Here is an 18697-nt window from a genome sequence, read left to right as displayed (position 1 = left end):
GGACTGCCATGTCTCTTAGGAACCAGATTACGTTCTGGATCGCACTGTTTGTCGTATTGGGCGTGCTGATGTGGGTCTTCAGGGGCATCCTGTTGCCGTTCGTTCTCGGCATCACCTTGGCTTATCTGCTCAATCCATTCGTCGATTGGATTCAAGCCCGAAAAGTGCACCGTGGCCTTGCGACCCTGATCGTTATGTCGCTGGCCATGCTGGCTGTGCTAGCGGTGTTTTTGCTGATCGTGCCGCTCATGTTGCAGCAGGCGTTCGGCTTGGCGCGCAACATTCCTACCTATGTTCAGCAGTTACAGGTCTTTGTCGAGAATATGCTTCCAAGGCTCGAACAATGGCTCGGGCCGGAGCGGATGCTGGAGCTTGAACGTGGAATCGAACAGATGTTTGCCGATGGCATCGGTATGCTTACGGGCTTTACCGGGCAAGTGATGCAGCAATCGATGGGCATCCTCAACACAATCGGCATCATGATCGTCACGCCCGTCGTCGCTTTTTATCTGCTTCTCGACTGGGATCGTATGGTCGCGAGTGTAGACAGCCTGTTTCCGCCGGCACATCGCGCTGAGATGCACGAGCTGTTTAAGGACATGGATGTAGCGCTTGCCGGTTTTGTGCGCGGTCAGGGCGCGGTCGTTGGAATCCTGGCTGTATTTTATGCTGTGAGCTTGTCTCTCGCAGGGCTGAATTTCGGTTTGGCCATCGGACTGATGGCTGGACTGTTCAGCTTCATTCCATATGTCGGGGCGCTGATTGGCTTCGTACTGTCAATGGGAGTGGCGCTTTTTCAGTTCTGGCCGGACTGGGGAATGATGGTGGCTATCCTCGTGATATACCTCGTTGGCCAGTTTCTTGAGGGCAATATACTTTATCCAAAGCTTGTAGGGTCCAGCATCGGCGTTCATCCTGTTTGGCTGATGTTCTCCCTGTTTGCATTCGCCGTATTGTTTGGCGCATTGGGGGTCTTGATCGCCGTGCCTCTAGCGGCCATCTGTGGCGTTCTCGTGCGGTGGGCTGTTCGTAAGTACAAGCAAAGTCCACTCTATGAGGCCGAAAGCCCAATATTGATTGCTCAGCGAGAGGCTGGCGCTGATGGAAGCCCTAAAGAACGGTCATAGCTCCGTGTCACGGCACCCAAGAGAACAGCTGATTTTGGAGCTCGGGCATGATGTTGCTCAGTCCGAGGACGATTTCATGGTCTGCGCCGGCAACGAGTTGGCGTTTGCCCATGTGATGGCGTTTCCCTCCTGGGCATCGCCTGCCACGGTGCTCGTTGGCGCCGCAAAGTCTGGGAAGTCGCATCTTGCTCGGATATGGGCTCAAAGGGCCGGGGCTGTCGCCGCCACGACTAAGACCGCCGAAGAGCTTGCGACACATGGTGGCAAACAGCCGGTCTTGGTGGACGACGTCGACCGGGACGGATATTTGGAATCAGATCTATTCCATCTCCTGAACCAGTCGATGCGCGATGAACGCCCGATACTATTGACGGCAAGAGTGCCGATCGCGGAATGGCCGTACATAACCAATGACGTTAAATCACGAGCGAGGTTGGCCGCCCTCTTTTCTCTCACTGCGCCGGATGACATCTTGTTGTCGCAGATGTTCGTGAAATTGTTCACCGATAGGCAGTTGTCGGTTGATCCGAAAGTAATCTCCTATCTGGTGAGCCGTATGGAACGGTCGTCAGAAGAGGTTGTCGCTCTGGTTGAACTGCTCGACAGAATGTCGCTGTCACGTGGACGGGCGATTACGCGGGCCATTGCGGCCGAAGCGCTTGAAATTCGCTCTGAACGCTAGCCGAACTGGAATGATGAAAAATGGACGACATGGCATATGAGCAGCACGCAAGCGACGAAGCTGCGCCTGATATCGACGCGTTGCGGACGAGTCCTGCTCGGTTTGTAAATCGTGAAGTGAGCTGGCTGCAGTTCAACATGCGCGTGCTCGAGGAAGCTGCCAACCCCAATCATCCATTGCTGGAAAGACTGCGATTCGTTTCGATTTCGGCCAACAACCTCGATGAGTTCTTCATGGTGCGCGTTGCGGGCCTTAAAGGGCAGCTGCGTGCCGGACTACCGCGCGAGAGCGCAGACGGCATGACACCGAGTGAGCAGATTGAAGAGATCACGACGCTTGCGCAGCACCTCCACCTTGAGCAGCAGGATCAGTGGCAATCGATACGCGATGAGCTTTTCCGCCAGAATATCGTTTTGCTGGAAGCATCTGACCTGACACCTGAGCAGGTCGAGTTTCTACAGAAGATCTTCCGGGAAGAGATTTTCCCCGTCCTTACGCCGATCGCAATCGATCCGGCGCACCCGTTTCCATTCATACCCAATCTGGGTTTCTCCCTTGCGTTCCAACTGGATCGAGCGACCGATAGTTCACGTCTGACGGCGCTGGTCCGTATTCCTTCCAATGTTGACCGCTTTATCAAGCTGCCGACCAAGGCGATTTCGGATCGCCGCGTGGAAATGGTGACTGTCGAGACGATGGTTCAGCTATTCTTCCACAAAATTTTCCCCGGATATAATATTGTCGGACACGGCTCGTTCCGCATTGTCCGTGACAGCGAAATCGAAATCGATGATGAGGCGGCCGATCTAGTAGTCGAGTTTGAATCCGCCCTGCGGCAACGCCGTAGAGGGCAGGTTATCCGGCTGGAAATCGAACGTTCCATGCCGCGGTCTCTGAAACGGCTGATAGCCGAGGAATTGGGGATTTCGGCTGAGGATACATTCGAGGTCGACGGCTTTATGGCCTTGGCCGATGCTGGCAAGATCTGCGATCTTGATCGCCCGGAGCTGAAATTTCCGCGTTATCATGCAAGGTTTCCAGAGCGCATTCGCGATCATCACGGTGATTGTTTTGCTGCGATTCAGGAGAAGGACATTGTTGTCCATCATCCTTATGAGAGCTTTGACGTCGTCGCGCAGTTCGTTGCGCAGGCAGCACGCGATCCTGACGTTGTTGCAATCAAACAGACACTTTACCGTACGTCCAAGGATTCTCCGATCGTCAAAGCGCTTATCGCCGCTGCGGAAATGGGCAAGTCGGTAACGGCGCTCGTCGAGCTCAAGGCACGCTTCGATGAAGAAGCAAACATACGTTGGGCCAGGGATCTTGAACGCGCCGGTGTTCAGGTCGTTTTCGGGTTCATTGAGCTAAAAACTCATGCCAAGCTCAGTCAGGTCGTGCGGCGCGAGAAGGGAAAGCTGGTTTCTTACTGCCATGTGGGAACGGGCAACTACCATCCAGTTACCGCCAAGATCTATACCGATCTCTCATATTTCACAGCGGATCCGATCATCACGCGTGACGTGGCTAGGGTGTTCAATTTCATCACCGGCTATGCCCGACCGAGTGAGTTGGAAGCAATATCGATCTCGCCGTTTTCGCTGCGCGCTAAATTGCTTGAACATATTGCCACCGAGATCGCGTTTGCCCAGCGGGGCGAGCCGGCAGCGATCTGGTTTAAGTGCAACGCGCTGGTTGATCCTGAACTTATCGATGCTCTGTATGCAGCCAGTCAGGCCGGTGTTCGTGTCGAATTGATTGTGCGTGGTATCTGCTGCTTGCGCCCGGGAATTCCAGGTTTTTCGGAGAATATCCGCGTTAAATCCATCGTCGGACGGTTTCTTGAGCATTCCAGGATCTACTGCTTTGGCAATGGCGGCGAGATGCCGTCTCGCGAAGCGGCGATCTACATTTCTTCTGCCGATTTGATGCCGCGCAATTTGGACTGGCGTGTTGAAACCCTGGTTCCGATCAAGAACCGTACGGTACACAGGCAAATACTCGACCGCATCATGGTGGCCAACCTTAGGGACAACCAGCAAAGCTGGGAAGTTCTACCAGACGGGACTGCACAGCGTGTGGTGCCTGCCGATGGCGAAGAGGCTTTCAACGCCCACGATTACTTTATGACCAATCCGTCTTTGTCAGGGCGCGGTAGCGCTCTGCATGGGGATAGTGATGACGAGGATAATGATCTTTGATTCGATTCTGGAGCCTTGAATCCGATCCGGCGGGGCAGGGGCGCCTTGCAGGCGCCAAGCCTGTAGCGGTGCTCGACATTGGCTCGAACTCTGTACGGCTCGTCGTCTATGAACGGCTAACGCGCGCCCTGACCGTTCTCTACAACGAGAAGTCTGCAAGCACACTTGGGCGAGGGGTCGCCGCTACCGGGCGGCTCGCTGAGACGTCGATGGCCAGCGCGCTTAAGGCAATCCGGCGCTTTGCGCTGGTCTGCCGCTTAACAGAGGTGGGCGATATATACGCTATCGCAACCTCCGCCACACGGGAGGCCGAAAACGGACCCGAGTTTGCGCGCGCGGTGGAAGACATCATCGGAGTGCCTGTGCGTGTCCTCAGTGGTGCCGAGGAGGCGCACTATGCGGCGCTTGGACTGGTCTCCGGTATGCCCGAATTTATGGGGGTAGTTGGCGACCTGGGCGGCGGTAGCCTGGAGTTGGCGATGGTCGATGGCGGCCATGATACCGGTGGGGAAACACACGAACTGGGCGTAATTCGACTTCAGGATGACACACAGATGACGCCAAACAAGGCGTCCAGCATAATCGCCGATCGTCTAAAGGCCTCAAAGTTGCTTGATCGCGGCAAGCACAGATCATTTGCCGCTGTCGGCGGGACCTGGCGTGCCCTGGCCAAGCTGCATCAGTCTCGATGCAATTATCCTTTGCATATGGTGCAAGACTACGTTGTTCGTAGCGAAGATATTCTGCCGTTGTGCGATGCACTGATTGAAGGCAACGGCGACAAGAAGCTGGTAAAAGGCATCGAAACGGTGTCGGGTTCGCGCAAAGACCTATTGCCGTACGGCGCTGCAGTGCTGGCTGAGGTGCTGCGTGCCGGCGCATTTGAAGAAGTCGTTTTTTCCGCTCAAGGAGTCCGGGAAGGCTATCTCTATGACCGGCTCTCCGATGACGACAAACAGATCGATCCGCTCCTGCAGGCGACCGAAGAAATGTCGACATTGCGGTCGCGTGCGCCTGAATTCTCGGATGATCTGGTTGTTGGCAGCGCCAAACTCTTCAAGCTGATCGATGTCGATGAAACCGATGATGAAGCGCGATTGCGAAAGGCAGCGTGCTACATCTCGGACATTGGCTGGCGGGCGCATCCGGACTACCGCGGTGAACAAAGCATTCAGATGGTTGCGTTTTCCGACATCGTTGGGATCAGTCATTCTGGCAGGGCTTTTTTGGCCCAGACCCTGGCCTTCAGGTATATGGGCTTTAAGCAAAAGAGCGCAAATGCCAAACTCCTCGAGCTCGCAGGCAAAAATCTCGGTCCGCGAGCACGCTTGATTGCGGCTTATTTTCGCGTTGCATATCCGTTAGCGGCGGCAATGCCAGGCATCTTGCCGCGGACGCGTTTTGCCGTGAATGGCAAGACGTTGGAACTGCATCTGCCGACCGATCTCGCATTTCTCGACGGCGATCGAATGCGCGGCCGCCAACGTCAATTGGCGACGGAAGCTGGTTTCAAGGATGGTACGATAAGGGTCGATTGACCCTTATTCTTCTAGCTCCACGGGCACTTCGATAACGCCTTTTCGCGTGGCGGCCAGCGCCATGCGACCGTGCTTGATGGCCAGGGCTTTTTCGCCGAACAGTTTACGGCGCCAGCCTTTCAGGGCAGCGACGTCTGCATTGTCATCGAGCACTATGGCATCGATGTCGTCGGAACTGGCGATAATGCGGGTTGCAACCCCGTTCGTGTCTGCGACAGCCTTAAGCCACACTCGAAGCAGATCACCAACTGCGCCCTTGGGCGATGGCCCTCGGGGGCGCTCCGCAATCTTGGGCAGGGTAGACTTGTCGGCTGCTTCGACGGCCTTGATTATGGAAATCAACTCGCCTGCTGCTGACGAGCGACCATAGCCACGCGGCACTGCGCGCAGCTTTTCAAAGGCATCCGGCGTCGTGGGGCGCTGGATGGCCAATTCGGCAATAGCGTCATCCTTGAGGATTCTACCGCGTGGCTGATTGTTTTCCTGTGCGCGGCTTTCACGCCAGGCGGCTATAGCCTGAAGTGCAGCGAGGTCTCGGGGTTTGTTGACCCTCGCCTTCACGCGCTTCCATGCGACATCGGGCTGGACGACGTACGTGTCGACACTTTCCAGAACGGCCATTTCGTCAGCTACCCAGGCGCCACGGCGAGTTTTCTCGATTTCGCCACGCAGCTGAGCATAGATGTCACGAAGGTGGGTAACGTCCGCCAACGCGTAGTTGAGTTGCTTTTCGGACAGCGGGCGATGCGACCAATCGGTAAAGCGCGAACTTTTGTCGATTTGCTCGCCCACCACCGAACGGACGAGATTATCGTAGGACACCGAATCGCCGTGGCCGCAAACGCTCGCCGCGACCTGAGTGTCGAAGATGGGGTGGGGAACGCTGCCGAACAATTTGACAAAGATCTCGATGTCTTGCCTGGCTGCGTGAAAGACCTTCGTAACGTGCCGGTCAGCAAGAAGTGCTGCAAACGACGCGAGATCTATGTCATCAGCCAAGGGGTCAACTATCACCGCTCTGTCAGGGGTTGCCGCCTGAATGAGGCAGAGCTTTGGCCAGTATGTTGTTTCGCGCAGAAATTCGGTATCGACGGTTACGAAATCATAGGTCGCAGCGTCCTTGCAGAACGCTTCCAGCGCCCGCGTCGAAGTAATGACCTGCATTGAGTCGCTATCCAGTTCAATAATAATGAGATGTCTGTTATCAGCATTGTTGTCCCGCCGCAAAGCGCCATGGCGCATCATGCTTGACATTGAACACGTCCCATGCGCTTTTCCGCCAAAATTCCCACTCCGTTCTCGAAAGACTTGTTGTGATGCATCGCTATCGTTCGCACACCTGCGCCCAGCTTAATAAGGCAGATGTTGGCTCGACCGCCCGACTGTCCGGATGGGTGCATCGTATTCGAGATCACGGAGGGCTATTGTTTATCGATCTGCGCGACCATTATGGGCTTACCCAATGCGTGGTCGATCCAGACTCTCCGGCTTTCAAACTTGCTGAATCGGTACGTGCCGAGTGGGTTATTCGCGTGGATGGTGAGGTTAAGGCTCGTACGCCCGAAACGACCAACAAAAACCTGCCGACGGGTGAGGTCGAGGTTTTCATTCGCGATATCGAGGTTTTGAGCAAGTCGGCAGAACTGCCACTGCCGGTGTTTGGCGAACCTGAATACCCAGAGGATATCCGCCTTCGCTATCGCTTTATCGATTTGCGCCGCGAGACGCTACACGCAAATATCGTGAAGCGGACGAACATCATTTCTTCGATGCGCCGGCGTATGTCCGACATTGGCTTCAACGAGTATTCAACGCCTATCCTGACGGCGTCGTCGCCAGAAGGCGCGCGCGACTTTCTTGTCCCCAGCCGCATTCACCCTGGCCAGTTCTTTGCTCTGCCGCAAGCGCCGCAGCAGTATAAGCAATTGCTAATGGTGGCCGGTTTCGACCGCTATTTCCAGATTGCACCGTGCTTCCGGGATGAAGATCCGCGCGCTGACCGACTGCCTGGCGAGTTCTACCAGCTTGATGTTGAAATGAGCTTTGTCACCCAGGAAGAGGTCTGGGAGACCATGGAACCTGTCATCCGTGGCGTGTTCGAAGAATTTGCTGAGGGCAAGAAGGTTACGAAGGACTTCCCGCGTATTCCTTATGATGTAGCGATCCGCAAATACGGGTCCGACAAGCCAGACCTTCGCAATCCGATTGAGATGGAAGATGTCACCGAGCACTTCCGCGATTCCGGCTTTAAGGTCTTCGCCAATCAGATCGCAGGCGATCCAAAGGTAGAGGTTTGGGCAATTCCGGCGCCTACCGGCGGCTCGCGCGCGTTTTGTGATCGCATGAACGCTTGGGCCCAGGGCGAAGGCCAGCCAGGGTTGGGCTACATCTTTTTCAAGGATGATGCAGGTTCGGGACCTATCGCCAAAAATATCGGTGAGGAACGCACTTCCGCCATTCGCAGCCAGCTCGGTCTTAAAGACGGCGATGCTGTGTTCTTTGTTTGCGGTGTGCCCGCCAAGTTCCACAACTTCGCCGGGGCTGCGCGCACGAAAGTCGGCACCGATCTCGAACTGCTCGACCTTGATAGCTATGCCCTTTGTTGGATCGTCGACTTTCCATTCTATGAGTGGGACGAAGATGAAAAGAAGCTTGAGTTTGCGCATAATCCGTTTTCGATGCCGCAGGGTGGGCGCGATGCGCTTGACGGCGATGATCCCCTCTCAATCAAGGCGTATCAGTATGACGCCGTGTGTAACGGCTTCGAAATCGCATCGGGCTCGATTCGTAATCAGGAGCCTGAAACCATGATTGCCGCCTTTGAGAAGGTCGGGCTTTCGCGCCAGGATGTTGAGGACCGTTTCGGTGGACTATATCGTGCCTTCCAGTACGGCGCGCCTCCGCATGGTGGCATGGCAGCAGGCATCGACCGTGTCGTAATGCTACTGTGCGGCGTCCAAAACCTTCGTGAAATCACGTTGTTTCCGATGAACCAGCAGGCAGAAGATTTGCTGATGGGCGCGCCCAATGAGGCATCTCCACGTCAGCTGCGCGAGCTTCATTTGCGTCTCAATCTGCCTGCTGACAAAAAGAACGCCTGACGATATCGGCGCAAGCCCGCCCTATTTAATGCGCAGTTAAAGTGTTGCCCGGTAGGATCGAATTCAAGGGTTCGATACTTCCGGGCATTTTTTTGCGGTCGCGTTTTTCACAAATTGTGCTTCTTGTCGTTGCACTGCTGGCATTTCTGCCAGTACTGGCGGTCGATTATGTGATCGACGGCTACGTCATGGCGCGCGAAACGACCGCATTACAGACAACAGTTGATGCGATTACCCACGATTCCCAATTGACCGTTTATGAAGGGATTCAGTCGCTAAGGCGTATTCTTGCCAATAGTCCGTCACTGTGCGCAGCAACATTCGTCCAGAACGTCAATAGTGAGCTTGGGACTAATCCATTTCTTCGACAGTTGATCGTAGAGAACAATGACGGTGTGCAGTATTGTTCGGCATTCGGTCAGCCTGTCCGTTACAGGGTGCTGTCCGAGAGCCTTACGGTTCCGGGTCATACAGAGACGCTGAGCGTTGTTAAAATAGAGGGAAGTGAGACGCCCTTACTCAAGATCAGTCAGGCGTTTGGTCAGGAACGTTCGGTTTCGGCGCTGGTGCTGGCTTCCCCAATGCTTATGCGCAACGATGTCCCACTCCTTGGTCAGATAAGCTATTTACAGGTCGCATTGACCAGTGGCACGTCGATCCTGTTGCGTGGCGATGAACGGATCGGACAAGGGGCCAATCGAAACGAATATCTCTTTGCGCGATCTTTCGCCGGTGAAATTCCGCTTAAAGCCGAGGCTGGGATATCATTTGCCGAAGTTCGCTCCGGCTACTCACCGCTCGACATTGGTTTTACCGTCGTCGCGTGTTTTTTAGGAGCATTGATCCTGGTCCTAGCACTGCAGTATGCTCGCAAGGCCGATGTGGTAGCTTTTGATCTCGAGCGGGCCATCATCGCCGGCGAGATGAAGCCCTACTATCAGCCTGTCATGAATCTCAAGACCGGCAAGCTTATTGGATGCGAGGTTCTCATACGATGGGTGAAGAAAAACGGCGAGGTCATTCCGCCAGGCGCATTCATTGATTACGCGGAAATGTCGGGCCTTGCCATTCCAATGACGCTTAGCCTGATGGAGCAGGTGCGACACGACCTCGAAGATATTTGCAGGGAAGTGCCCGACTTCAAGGTGTCCATCAATTTGTTTGAGGGCCATTTCCGGGATGGATCGATCGTCGAAGACATCCAGACCGTTTTTGAGGGTAGCGGCATTTCTTATCGACATTTGGTCTTTGAAATTACTGAGCGTCGGCCCCTGGATGACCGTAATGCTGCAAACCGGGTGATGACCGCGATGCACAAGCTGGGCGTCCGTATTGCCATGGACGACGCCGGGACCGGCCATTCCAATCTTGCGTATCTGCAGACGCTTGGTATCGACATCATCAAGATCGACAAGATTTTCGTCGATATGATCAAGGACGCTACCAATCCGGTGCCGGTGGTCGATGGCCTTATTTCAATGGCCAGGGAACTTGATATCGAGATCATCGCCGAAGGCGTTGAGACTCAGGAACAAGCGCTTTATCTGCGCTCCAAGAATGTGGTCTTTGCTCAAGGATACCTCTTTGCACCGCCTATGAAACTCTCATCATTTCTCGTGCTTGCCAACGCATTGCGCCCGATAGGGCGGGAAAGCAATCTTGAGGCTGGCATGGCGGCTTGAGCCGTTAATGTCTCGCGAGCTGAAAAGATAGTTCGGCAAGCCTTCCATTTTGTCGCGATTGGTGGCACGTATCTCGCCGCTAATCCGAGGAGACGGCATGACGGAAGAACCGCGCGATCCGCAGAAGGCACTTAAAGAAGCTGCACTGCATTTCCATCGATATCCAAAGCCGGGCAAGATCGAAATTGCTCCGATCAAGCCTTTGGCAAATCAACGCGATCTTGCGCTTGCCTATTCGCCAGGCGTGGCCGCGCCTTGTGAAGAAATTGCCGCCGACCCTGAAACGGCAGCGCTCTACACGTCGCGCGGCAATCTGGTCGCGGTGATATCTAACGGTACAGCGGTTCTCGGCCTTGGCAACATTGGTGCTCTTGCATCAAAGCCGGTGATGGAAGGCAAGGCTGTTCTGTTCAAGAAATTTGCCGGCATCGATTCAATCGATATCGAAATTGATGAACAGGACCCCAAGAAATTCATCGAGACGGTTGCGCCGATGTGGCCCTCGTTCGGTGGCATCAATCTTGAGGACATCAAGGCTCCCGATTGCTTCGAGATTGAAGAAGCTCTGCGTGAGCGCATGTCGATCCCAGTGTTCCATGATGATCAGCACGGCACAGCGATTATCGTTGCGGCGGCGGTTCTTAATGGCCTCAAGATTGCCGGCAAGGATATATCCAAGGCAAAGATCTGTACTTCCGGGGCGGGGGCGGCGGCCATTGCGTGCCTCAACATGCTCATTGCCGTCGGCGCCAACCGCGAGAACATCTGGGTCGCTGATCGCGAAGGGCTCGTAACGACACAGCGCGACAATTCAGTCGATCGCTGGCGCGGCGCGTTCGCTCAGGACAGCGACAAGACTTCGCTGGCGGAAGTTATGCAAGGTGCCGACATCTTTCTCGGGCTTTCTGCAGCTGGTGCGTTGAAGCGCGAGATGCTCAAGGATATGGCGGAAAATCCGCTCATCCTGGCCCTGTCAAATCCTGTTCCCGAGATCATGCCTGAAATAGCTCAGGAAGAGCGTCCAGACGCCATGATCTGTACGGGCCGGTCCGACTACGCCAATCAGGTCAACAACGTCCTGTGCTTTCCATTCATTTTCCGTGGCGCGCTGGATGTCGGCGCAACCACAATCAATGAAGAAATGAAATCGGCCGCCGCCCACGCGATAGCAAAACTGGCGCACGAACCGGTGCTGGAATCGGTCCCTGGTTCGCCCTCGACGTTCGGCAGGGACTATCTTATTCCCAACCCGTTCGATCAGCGACTGATCCTTCGCATCGCGCCTGCAGTGGCGAAGGCGGCGATGGATTCCGGCGTTGCTCGTCGCCCGATCACTGATTTCAGTGCTTACAAAGATAGCCTCAACAGGTTCGTTTTCCGCTCCGGCATGGTGATGAAGCCGATGATCGAGCGGGCTAAAGGCGCCGGGCAGCGAATTGCTTTCGCCGATGGCGAAGACGAACGCGTATTGCGTGCCACCCAAGTGGTTCTTGAAGAAGGTATTGCGCAGCCAATCCTTATCGGTCGACCGTTTGTTATCGAACAGCGCATCGAACGCTTTGGCCTGCAGCTTACGCCAGGCAAGGATTTCGAGATCATCAACCCCGAGGATGATCCACGATACAAGGAATATGTGTCGCTTTTCCATTCGCTCGTGGGACGCAGCGGGGTTACGCCGGATACAGCGCGGACGATCGTTCGCACAAATACAACGGTGATCGGCGCCCTTGCAGTCAAACGTGGGGAGGCCGATGGCCTGATTTGTGGCCTCCAGGGGCGCTATATCAAGCACGTGCGTGATATCAAATCGATTATCGGACTGTCTGACGGTGTGGCCGATGTTTCCGCATTGTCGATGCTGATCATGCCGCGTGGGGCCTTCTTCCTGGCCGATACCTACGTAACAATGGACCCAAATGCCGACGAGATCGTTTCTATCGCGCTTCAGGCGCGTGATCACCTCAAGCGGTTCAATATTGAGGCCAAGGCGGCATTGCTGAGCTACTCCAATTTCGGTTCGCGCGAAGGCACTACTTCGGACAAAATGAAGGAAGCCTACGACAAGCTCAAACACGTCGCCCCGGATCTTATTGTAGAGGGCGAAATGCAAGGCGATCTGGCACTGAACCAGAGTCTGCGCGAACGCTACATTCCGGACTCGGTGCTTAAGGGCGAAGCCAATCTACTCGTCTTCCCAAACCTGGAAAGCGCGAATCTTTCCATGACCTTGCTCAAGGAGCTTAACAACGCGCTTCCTGTGGGGCCGATCCTTATGGGGACGCGAAGCCCTGCTCACATTCTGGCACCGTCGGTGACCAGTCGTGGGATCGTCAACATGGCGGCCATTACTGCGAATGAGAGCCTGGCGCTCAAGAGCTAGAGGGATTAAAGGGCGCCAATGGCGCCCTTTTTGTTATTGGAATGCTGTTTCTGCGAATGATCGGAGCTTGCGCGAATGGAGCCTTTCGACCGGCTGGTTGCGTAAAATTTCCATTGCCTTGAGACCAATCAACAGGTGTCTGTTGACCTGGGTGCGATAGAAATCTGAAGCCATCCCGGGAAGCTTGAGTTCGCCATGCAGCGGTTTGTCAGACACGCAGAGCAGGGTGCCGTAGGGCACCCTGAATCGGAAGCCGTTCGCTGCAATTGTCGCGCTTTCCATATCCAGTGCGATCGCTCTGGATTGGGACAGGCGACGGGTTATCTCGCTTTGATCGCGCAATTCCCAATTGCGGTTATCGATAGTGAATACTGTGCCGGTGCGCATTATAGCCTTGGTCTCTAGCCCTTCGAGATGTGTGACCTCGGCAACCGCCTCCTGCAAAGCGACCTGAATTTCGGCGAGGGCAGGGATCGGCACGGTGACGGGCAGGTCATCGTCGAGAACGTGATCCTCTCGCACATAGCCATGGGCGAGCACATAATCGCCAAGCGATTGTGAGTTGCGCAGACCGGCACAATGTCCAAGCATCAGCCAGGCATGAGGACGGAGCACAGCGATATGGTCGGTAGCGGTCTTGGCATTTGAAGGCCCGACGCCGATATTGATCATTGTTATTCCGCGCCCGTTCGGGGCGGTCAGATGGTAGGCTGGCATTTGCGGTTGGCGCGCCGGTTGGTCGCCGCTCGTTCCCCCACCTGACCTTGAGTTTGTTGTGATGACGTTGCCCGGTTCGACAAAGCTCTCATAAAACTCGTGACCTTCGCTCATCCATTGATGGGCCAACCGGGTGAATTCCTCAATGTAGAACTGATAGTTCGTAAAGATCACGAAATTCTGGAAATGATCGGGGATTGTGCCGGTGTAGTGATTAAGCCGGTGTAGCGAATAATCAACTCGCGGCCCGGTGAACGCTGCCAAAGGGTACGGGCCGCCCGTTGGTGGAATGAACGTACCGTTGGCAATCTCATCATCCATATGTGCCAAGTCCGGCACGTCGAAGAGATCCCGTAGTGGCACTCCGATGTCGAGCAACGTGTCCCCCTCCACGCGTTCCTTGGGATCGACTGCGAAATGGAGTGGGATAGGTGTTTCGGACTCTCCGACTTCGATCTTACCGCCATGATTTTTCAGAATGAGCGAGAAGTTTTCGATCAGATATTTATGAAACAGAGCCGGTTGGGTCAGTGTCGTTTGATAAAGGCCGGGGCTGTGCAAGAAACCGTAGGCGAGCCGCGAATTGGCCTGCTGCTGAAAGCTTGTCGAAAGCACCTGAACCTTCGGATAGTGCGCGCGGACTTTGCCGGGAGGCACTTGCCCCTTGGTGAGATTGAGCAGGTGGTCGCGTATGAAGCCCGTATTGCGATCATAGATTTCGCAGACATACTCCCATGCCTTCACAGGATCGGAGAACGACTTGAGGGGCATGGTCGGCGGCGTGATGAGTTTCATGCGCATTTCCTGTTCTTGTTTTTGGTTTTAACCGCAAGGGATGCCAGTTTCGGGTGTCCTGTGCAATGGCTGGCATCCAAGCAGCATTTTATCACAGTTCGGTGATTGGCCTTTTGTCGCCGCATTGACACCCGATATTGCTGGTGTCTGCTGGACTGGCAAACGAGCCCATGCACTAGCGGACGAGCTTCCGCTGTAGTCCCCCAAGCCCTCAACAGCGCGGCGGAGGCGTTTATGGAGACCGCAGTTGTCCGCCCGGCGCTGCGGTCTCTTGCTATTTAGTGGGGTATTTTGCCCTCATTTGTTCGACGGAGCAGCGAACAATCTCTTCGAGTATGCTCTGATCGATGTCGCCCAGCTTCTTGATATAAAGGCAAGATTTTCCAGTTGTATGCTTGCCCAGCTTTTCCATGAGCGGACCAAACCGGGTGAAGCCGGGCATTACGTAGATTGTGAGGTTTGCTTTGCGTGGTGAAAAGCCGGTGATTGGCCAATCGGCCGGCTTTTTCGTGGTGTTCACGTAGGTATACGTTCCAAATCCAACTATCGAAGCTCCCCACATGACTGGCTCGGCACATGTTATTCGGCGCATCATTTCGACAATCGTCCAGCAGTCCTGCCGCTTTGATTCAGGCTCGACCGCCTGTATGAATTGTGAAACCTTTTGATCGGTAGGGCGCGTCTTGAGGTCTGACATTGAATATGTCCTTCACTTGAAGCCGACCAAGGTTATCGGGTCGATTTCACCATCATAATCGGCATCGACGTCATAGCGAACAAGTCGGAACTGGCCCTCATGGAAGCTCCACGTGCCGGCCGAGAACGCATCACCAATGCCCCGCCAGAGCGCGTGACTTGTGATGGTTTTTGTTTCTGGATTGAACTCTGAGTTGGTCAACATCAACTGTGAGGCGTACCCGGTAATAGGCATCTCGATAACTGCGGCTTCAAGTTCGTCATTTTCCCGCACAACGTCGAATGTTGGTGCTGCAAATCCTACGGGCATTGAACCGTTGAACTCGGTATCAAGGTAATATACGTGGTTGACGTTGTAGGCGCCCGATCCGCAGAAAAACTTATACAATGTGGTAGTGCGGGGTTGGTCAGAGTATTCATCGTTCCAGCTCAGCTCCCAGCGCTCGTCGGGATAGTAGTCGGCGGCTGCGGAATCTTGGAATCCGTAACACAGGTCGGCGAAGTTGTGAGTGAAGCGTGCGAAGGCTTCACTTTCGGCCAAGCTATCGTCTTGTGCGAGGCCAATGCCGGGGCCGGCGATGACGAGCGCCGTCAAGACTAAAATTTTGTTCGTTCGCACGTTGCTTCCCCTTCGATATTGCCGAAGAAAGAGTGCAGGAAAATGGCATTCGGTTAAAGCGCGAATTTGGTATTGCAGCTCGGCGAAAAGGTGTGCTAACCATCGAGTCGTTCGACAGGGGTGCTCCGAATTTGCCGGGGCTGAGAGGACGGTGCCAAGCCATCTAACCCTAAAAGCTGATCTGGATAATACCAGCGGAGCGAGGCGAAGATGAAGTGCGGTGCACAACTCTCCCTTTATGTAATGGCGGACGATTTCGTTCGTGTGATCCTGTCATCGCTTGATGCAATAGAACCTTTACGGGAATATTTGCGCATCGAGACCGACGATATTTCCACTCTGATTGTTGGGCCTTCTGACATGATCTTTCCCGTGATGCGGGAGCTGTTTGTTGCTGCTGCATCAAGCGGTCATCATGTGGCGATGCATGCCACAATATCGCGTGGATGTCCGGGCGAACCAGACTTGGTAACATGCGAGCCTGTTAAGGCTACCGTGTTCGACGTGGACCTTGAAGGACGCAAGGCCCTTGCCGCCAAGGCGGTCGAAATGGCGGCCAGGAGCGGTCGGCGCGTTGCTGTGCAATTCTCGCTATATCCTCTCGGTCCAGCCGACTACATGGACGAGATCTACGGTTGCATCGATTTTCTAAAGGCTTCGCCCGTCTTTGACAGGGCCAAAAATTACTGCACGCGTCTGGTAGGTGATGCCGGCCCGGTTTTTGAAGCCTTGTCTCAGGCATGGCTTAGTTTCGGCGATCCCAACGCCCATGTTGCAATTGATCTGACCGCTTCGGCCAACAGCCCGTCCAAGGACGCTGCTGCCTGATTTGCCGTGGGGCGTTGCCCCGCGATTTTATCCGACATTGTTATCTAAGGAGGGCAGTAAATGTCCCAATACGTACCTGCAACGTGGCGCTGGACGCTGCGCGAAACGCTAGTGGTGGCCGTACTTGGCGCTGCTTTTGCAGTGCTTTATTTGGCTTGGGTCCAAGTCTGGCTGGTAAGCCAGGCGGTGTTTGGGCCAGTTACCATGGATGTGTTCATGGGTTTCTGGTTTTCCGCTTCCATCGTTGCTGCTGCCATCATTCGCAAGCCAGGCGTTGCACTGATGGCCGAAGTTCTAGCGGCTGGCATCGAGATATTACTCGGCAGCCCTGCCGGATTGGGCCTATTGGTTGCCTCATTCATTCAAGGTTTGGGGGCAGAGCTGATTTTTGCGGCTCTGGGCTGGAAGCACTACCGATTGCCTGTGTTGATCGCGGCCGGTGTAGGTGCTGCCGTGGCGAGTTTTGTTTACACATGGTTCCTGTACGATTACGGCGCACTTCAGCCCTGGCTGGTGGGAAGCATGCTTGCCGTCCGGATTACAAGCGGCGCGCTGCTGGCCGGCGTCGCTGGCTATCTCATCGTTGAAGCTCTCTACCGCACAGGCGTTTTGCGCGGACTGCGCATTGACATGGAGCGTCGCGGCGCTGGTTTTGCTGCACGGGCAGCCTAATGAATCTCGCCCACTGGGAAGGGGTATCAATTCGATATCCCTTCGCCACCAGCAACGCCGTTGGCCCCGTGACTATTTCGGTCGCCCAAGGTGAGAGGGTGCTCTTGCTTGGTCCTTCAGGTTCAGGAAAATCGTCTCTGATGTTGGCGCTTACAGGGCTGATCCCCAACGCTGTGCCGGCGGAAATTGAGGGAACAATCAGCTTAAAGGGCGCCAAGGTTGGCAGCAGGACAGCTGCCGAATGGGCCGACACCGTCTCCCAGTATTTCCAGAATGCAGACGAAACGCTGTGCGGTATGCGTGTTGGCGAAGAAATTGCCTTTGCGCTGGAGAATAAGGGAATAGCGCCGGCAAACATCGATGAACGGGTAACTGCTGTGCTTGATCAGATCGGCTTGCCACAAGCGTGGACTTCCCGCCGTAGCGCGGCACTGTCTGGCGGCGAAAGGCAACTCGTTGCCTTGGCTTCGGTCTTGGCCCAGGAAACTCAGATATTGGTTGCCGACGAGCCAACCTCACATTTGAGCCCCGTCGCAACAGCCAAGATTCATGGCCTGTTGCTGGATCGGGATGCATTTGACGCAGTCGTAGTTATCGACCATCGGCTCGACGGGCTGATTGATGCCATCGATCGGGTCGTTGTGCTGGGAAACGATGGATCGGTATTGGCGGATATGCCGCCAGCGCCACTATTTCGTGTGCGCGGAAACGAACTAGCGGCCGAAGGTATTTGGCGTCCGGCGTTTTCAGACCTTGACGACATGCTGCAAGCTGCAGGTCTTGGGGCGGAAAAACCTCCGCTCTCATTTGCAGACGTTCTGGCACCGTTCGAGCCAGGTGTCGGAAATGCAGCTGCCATCGCCGCGGCCGGGGTGATGGCACGTCGGTTCGTGGATCAACGGGTGAGTGTACCTTCCTCGCAAGGCCGGACCATCGCATCGTTGCGGAGCGCCGATTGCGCGCCTCCAATGGCACCAGCGGTTCTGAGCGGGATCGACCTCAACATCCACGAGGGCGAGGTTCTTGGGTTGGTCGGACCTAACGGCGCCGGAAAAACGACGCTCGCGGCGAGTCTTGCCGGAGTGCTGCGGCTTCGCGCCGGGCAGAGAAGCGGGCCAATGGGGGGGATCGCCTTTCAGAACCCGGAGGCCCAGCTTGTCGCAGCGAGCGTGCGTGAAGAAGTCTGGTCCGTTCTGACTGCTCCGGGAGAGGAGCGAGTCGCCTCAATCCTCTCTCGCTGGGGACTAGTTGAACTCGCAGATCGGCATCCGTTCGAACTCTCGTTTGGACAGAAGCGACGGCTCGCGTTGGCCTCGCTTGAGGCGAGTGCGCGCTGGCCGTTTATTGTCTTCGACGAGCCTTTCTCAGGATTGGACGCAGCTGGCGCTTCAATGGTGGAACGACATATCCTCGAACTCAAGAACACTGGAAAATGCGCTGTTCTCGTTACTCACGACATGGATCGGGCAGTAAAGTTGTGTGACCGAATTGCCGTCGTGGCCGATGGTGGTATTGCTGCTGAAGGGCACCCGATGGAGGTATTGTCGAATAGGGCTGTGGTGAAAATGAATGGACTGGCGCGACCCAGTTTTGCGCCGGTTATTGATTGGCTCGATCGGACAGAGACGAAGTCAAGTGCAAACATCGCAGGATAGCCGA

At 55.2% G+C, this 18697-nt stretch carries 14 protein-coding genes and 1 riboswitch; of the genes, 10 read left to right on the top strand and 4 right to left on the bottom strand.

All coding sequences use genetic code 11. The features are described from left to right. Positions 1-8 precede the first annotated feature (8 nt). From ACN0TA_RS08825 to ACN0TA_RS08810, 4 genes are read left to right on the top strand one after another with little or no spacing between them, the layout of a single operon-like run. On the top strand, positions 9-1127 hold the full coding sequence (locus ACN0TA_RS08825; protein WP_417581848.1) for an AI-2E family transporter: 1119 nt from the start codon (positions 9-11) through the stop codon (positions 1125-1127). Between the two features lie 34 nt (positions 1128-1161). Then, entirely contained in the window at positions 1162-1809 is a 648-nt protein-coding gene (locus ACN0TA_RS08820) for an HdaA/DnaA family protein (RefSeq protein WP_417581846.1), read from the top strand. A gap of 20 nt (positions 1810-1829) precedes the next feature. Further along, entirely contained in the window at positions 1830-4010 is a 2181-nt protein-coding gene (locus ACN0TA_RS08815) for an RNA degradosome polyphosphate kinase (RefSeq protein WP_417581844.1), read from the top strand. Beyond that, positions 4007-5548 (top strand): Ppx/GppA family phosphatase, encoded by a 1542-nt coding sequence (locus tag ACN0TA_RS08810; RefSeq protein WP_417581842.1) that lies wholly within the window; start codon positions 4007-4009, stop codon positions 5546-5548. Before ACN0TA_RS08815 ends, ACN0TA_RS08810 begins: the two co-directional genes overlap by 4 nt. Positions 5549-5551: 3 nt before the next feature. Here the strand turns inward: ACN0TA_RS08810 and rnd are convergent, their stop codons facing one another. Next, complete coding sequence (gene rnd, locus ACN0TA_RS08805; RefSeq protein WP_417581840.1) at positions 5552-6712, bottom strand: ribonuclease D; 1161 nt, start codon at positions 6710-6712, stop codon at positions 5552-5554. A 152-nt stretch (positions 6713-6864) separates the two neighbouring features. On the opposite strand from rnd, the gene aspS reads away from it, so the two are divergent. The 3 genes from aspS to ACN0TA_RS08790 all read left to right on the top strand — a co-directional run bounded on the left by aspS (position 6865) and on the right by ACN0TA_RS08790 (position 12711). After that, on the top strand, positions 6865-8649 hold the full coding sequence (gene aspS / locus ACN0TA_RS08800; protein ID WP_417581838.1) for an aspartate--tRNA ligase: 1785 nt from the start codon (positions 6865-6867) through the stop codon (positions 8647-8649). Between the two features lie 92 nt (positions 8650-8741). After that, entirely contained in the window at positions 8742-10331 is a 1590-nt protein-coding gene (locus ACN0TA_RS08795; RefSeq protein WP_417581836.1) for an EAL domain-containing protein, read from the top strand. 97 nt (positions 10332-10428) lie between these two features. Beyond that, positions 10429-12711: an NADP-dependent malic enzyme gene (locus tag ACN0TA_RS08790; RefSeq protein WP_417581834.1), complete on the top strand. Its 2283-nt coding sequence runs from the start codon at positions 10429-10431 to the stop codon at positions 12709-12711. A gap of 33 nt (positions 12712-12744) precedes the next feature. Here the strand turns inward: ACN0TA_RS08790 and ACN0TA_RS08785 are convergent, their stop codons facing one another. The 3 genes from ACN0TA_RS08785 to ACN0TA_RS08775 all read right to left on the bottom strand — a co-directional run bounded on the left by ACN0TA_RS08785 (position 12745) and on the right by ACN0TA_RS08775 (position 15538). Beyond that, the gene (locus ACN0TA_RS08785; RefSeq protein ID WP_417581832.1) at positions 12745-14223 is read right to left on the bottom strand and encodes an AMP nucleosidase; all 1479 of its coding nucleotides are present in this window, start codon (positions 14221-14223) and stop codon (positions 12745-12747) included. A gap of 274 nt (positions 14224-14497) precedes the next feature. Further along, positions 14498-14920, bottom strand: a complete 423-nt coding sequence (locus ACN0TA_RS08780) for a DUF1801 domain-containing protein (RefSeq protein ID WP_417581830.1) — start codon at positions 14918-14920, stop codon at positions 14498-14500. Between the two features lie 12 nt (positions 14921-14932). Beyond that, the gene (locus ACN0TA_RS08775; protein WP_417581828.1) at positions 14933-15538 is read right to left on the bottom strand and encodes a DUF1176 domain-containing protein; all 606 of its coding nucleotides are present in this window, start codon (positions 15536-15538) and stop codon (positions 14933-14935) included. 106 nt (positions 15539-15644) lie between these two features. After that, positions 15645-15758, top strand: a riboswitch (TPP riboswitch). Between ACN0TA_RS08775 and ACN0TA_RS08770 the strand changes: the two genes are divergently transcribed. The 3 genes from ACN0TA_RS08770 to ACN0TA_RS08760 all read left to right on the top strand — a co-directional run bounded on the left by ACN0TA_RS08770 (position 15749) and on the right by ACN0TA_RS08760 (position 18693). Beyond that, entirely contained in the window at positions 15749-16366 is a 618-nt protein-coding gene (locus ACN0TA_RS08770; RefSeq protein ID WP_417581826.1) for a YkoF family thiamine/hydroxymethylpyrimidine-binding protein, read from the top strand. (Overlaps the previous riboswitch by 10 nt.) 60 nt (positions 16367-16426) lie before the next feature. After that, positions 16427-17038, top strand: a complete 612-nt coding sequence (locus ACN0TA_RS08765) for an ECF transporter S component (protein WP_417581824.1) — start codon at positions 16427-16429, stop codon at positions 17036-17038. Continuing rightward, positions 17038-18693, top strand: a complete 1656-nt coding sequence (locus tag ACN0TA_RS08760) for an ABC transporter ATP-binding protein (RefSeq protein WP_417581822.1) — start codon at positions 17038-17040, stop codon at positions 18691-18693. The genes ACN0TA_RS08765 and ACN0TA_RS08760 overlap by 1 nt, the downstream gene beginning before the upstream one ends. Positions 18694-18697 lie beyond the last annotated feature (4 nt).

The organism is Pelagibacterium sp. (genome assembly GCF_048264985.1).
In the GTDB taxonomy this organism is placed as follows: Bacteria; Pseudomonadota; Alphaproteobacteria; order Rhizobiales; family Devosiaceae; genus Pelagibacterium.
The sequence above is the reverse complement of the archived record's forward strand: the minus strand, read 5'-3'. Positions and strand labels throughout refer to the sequence as shown.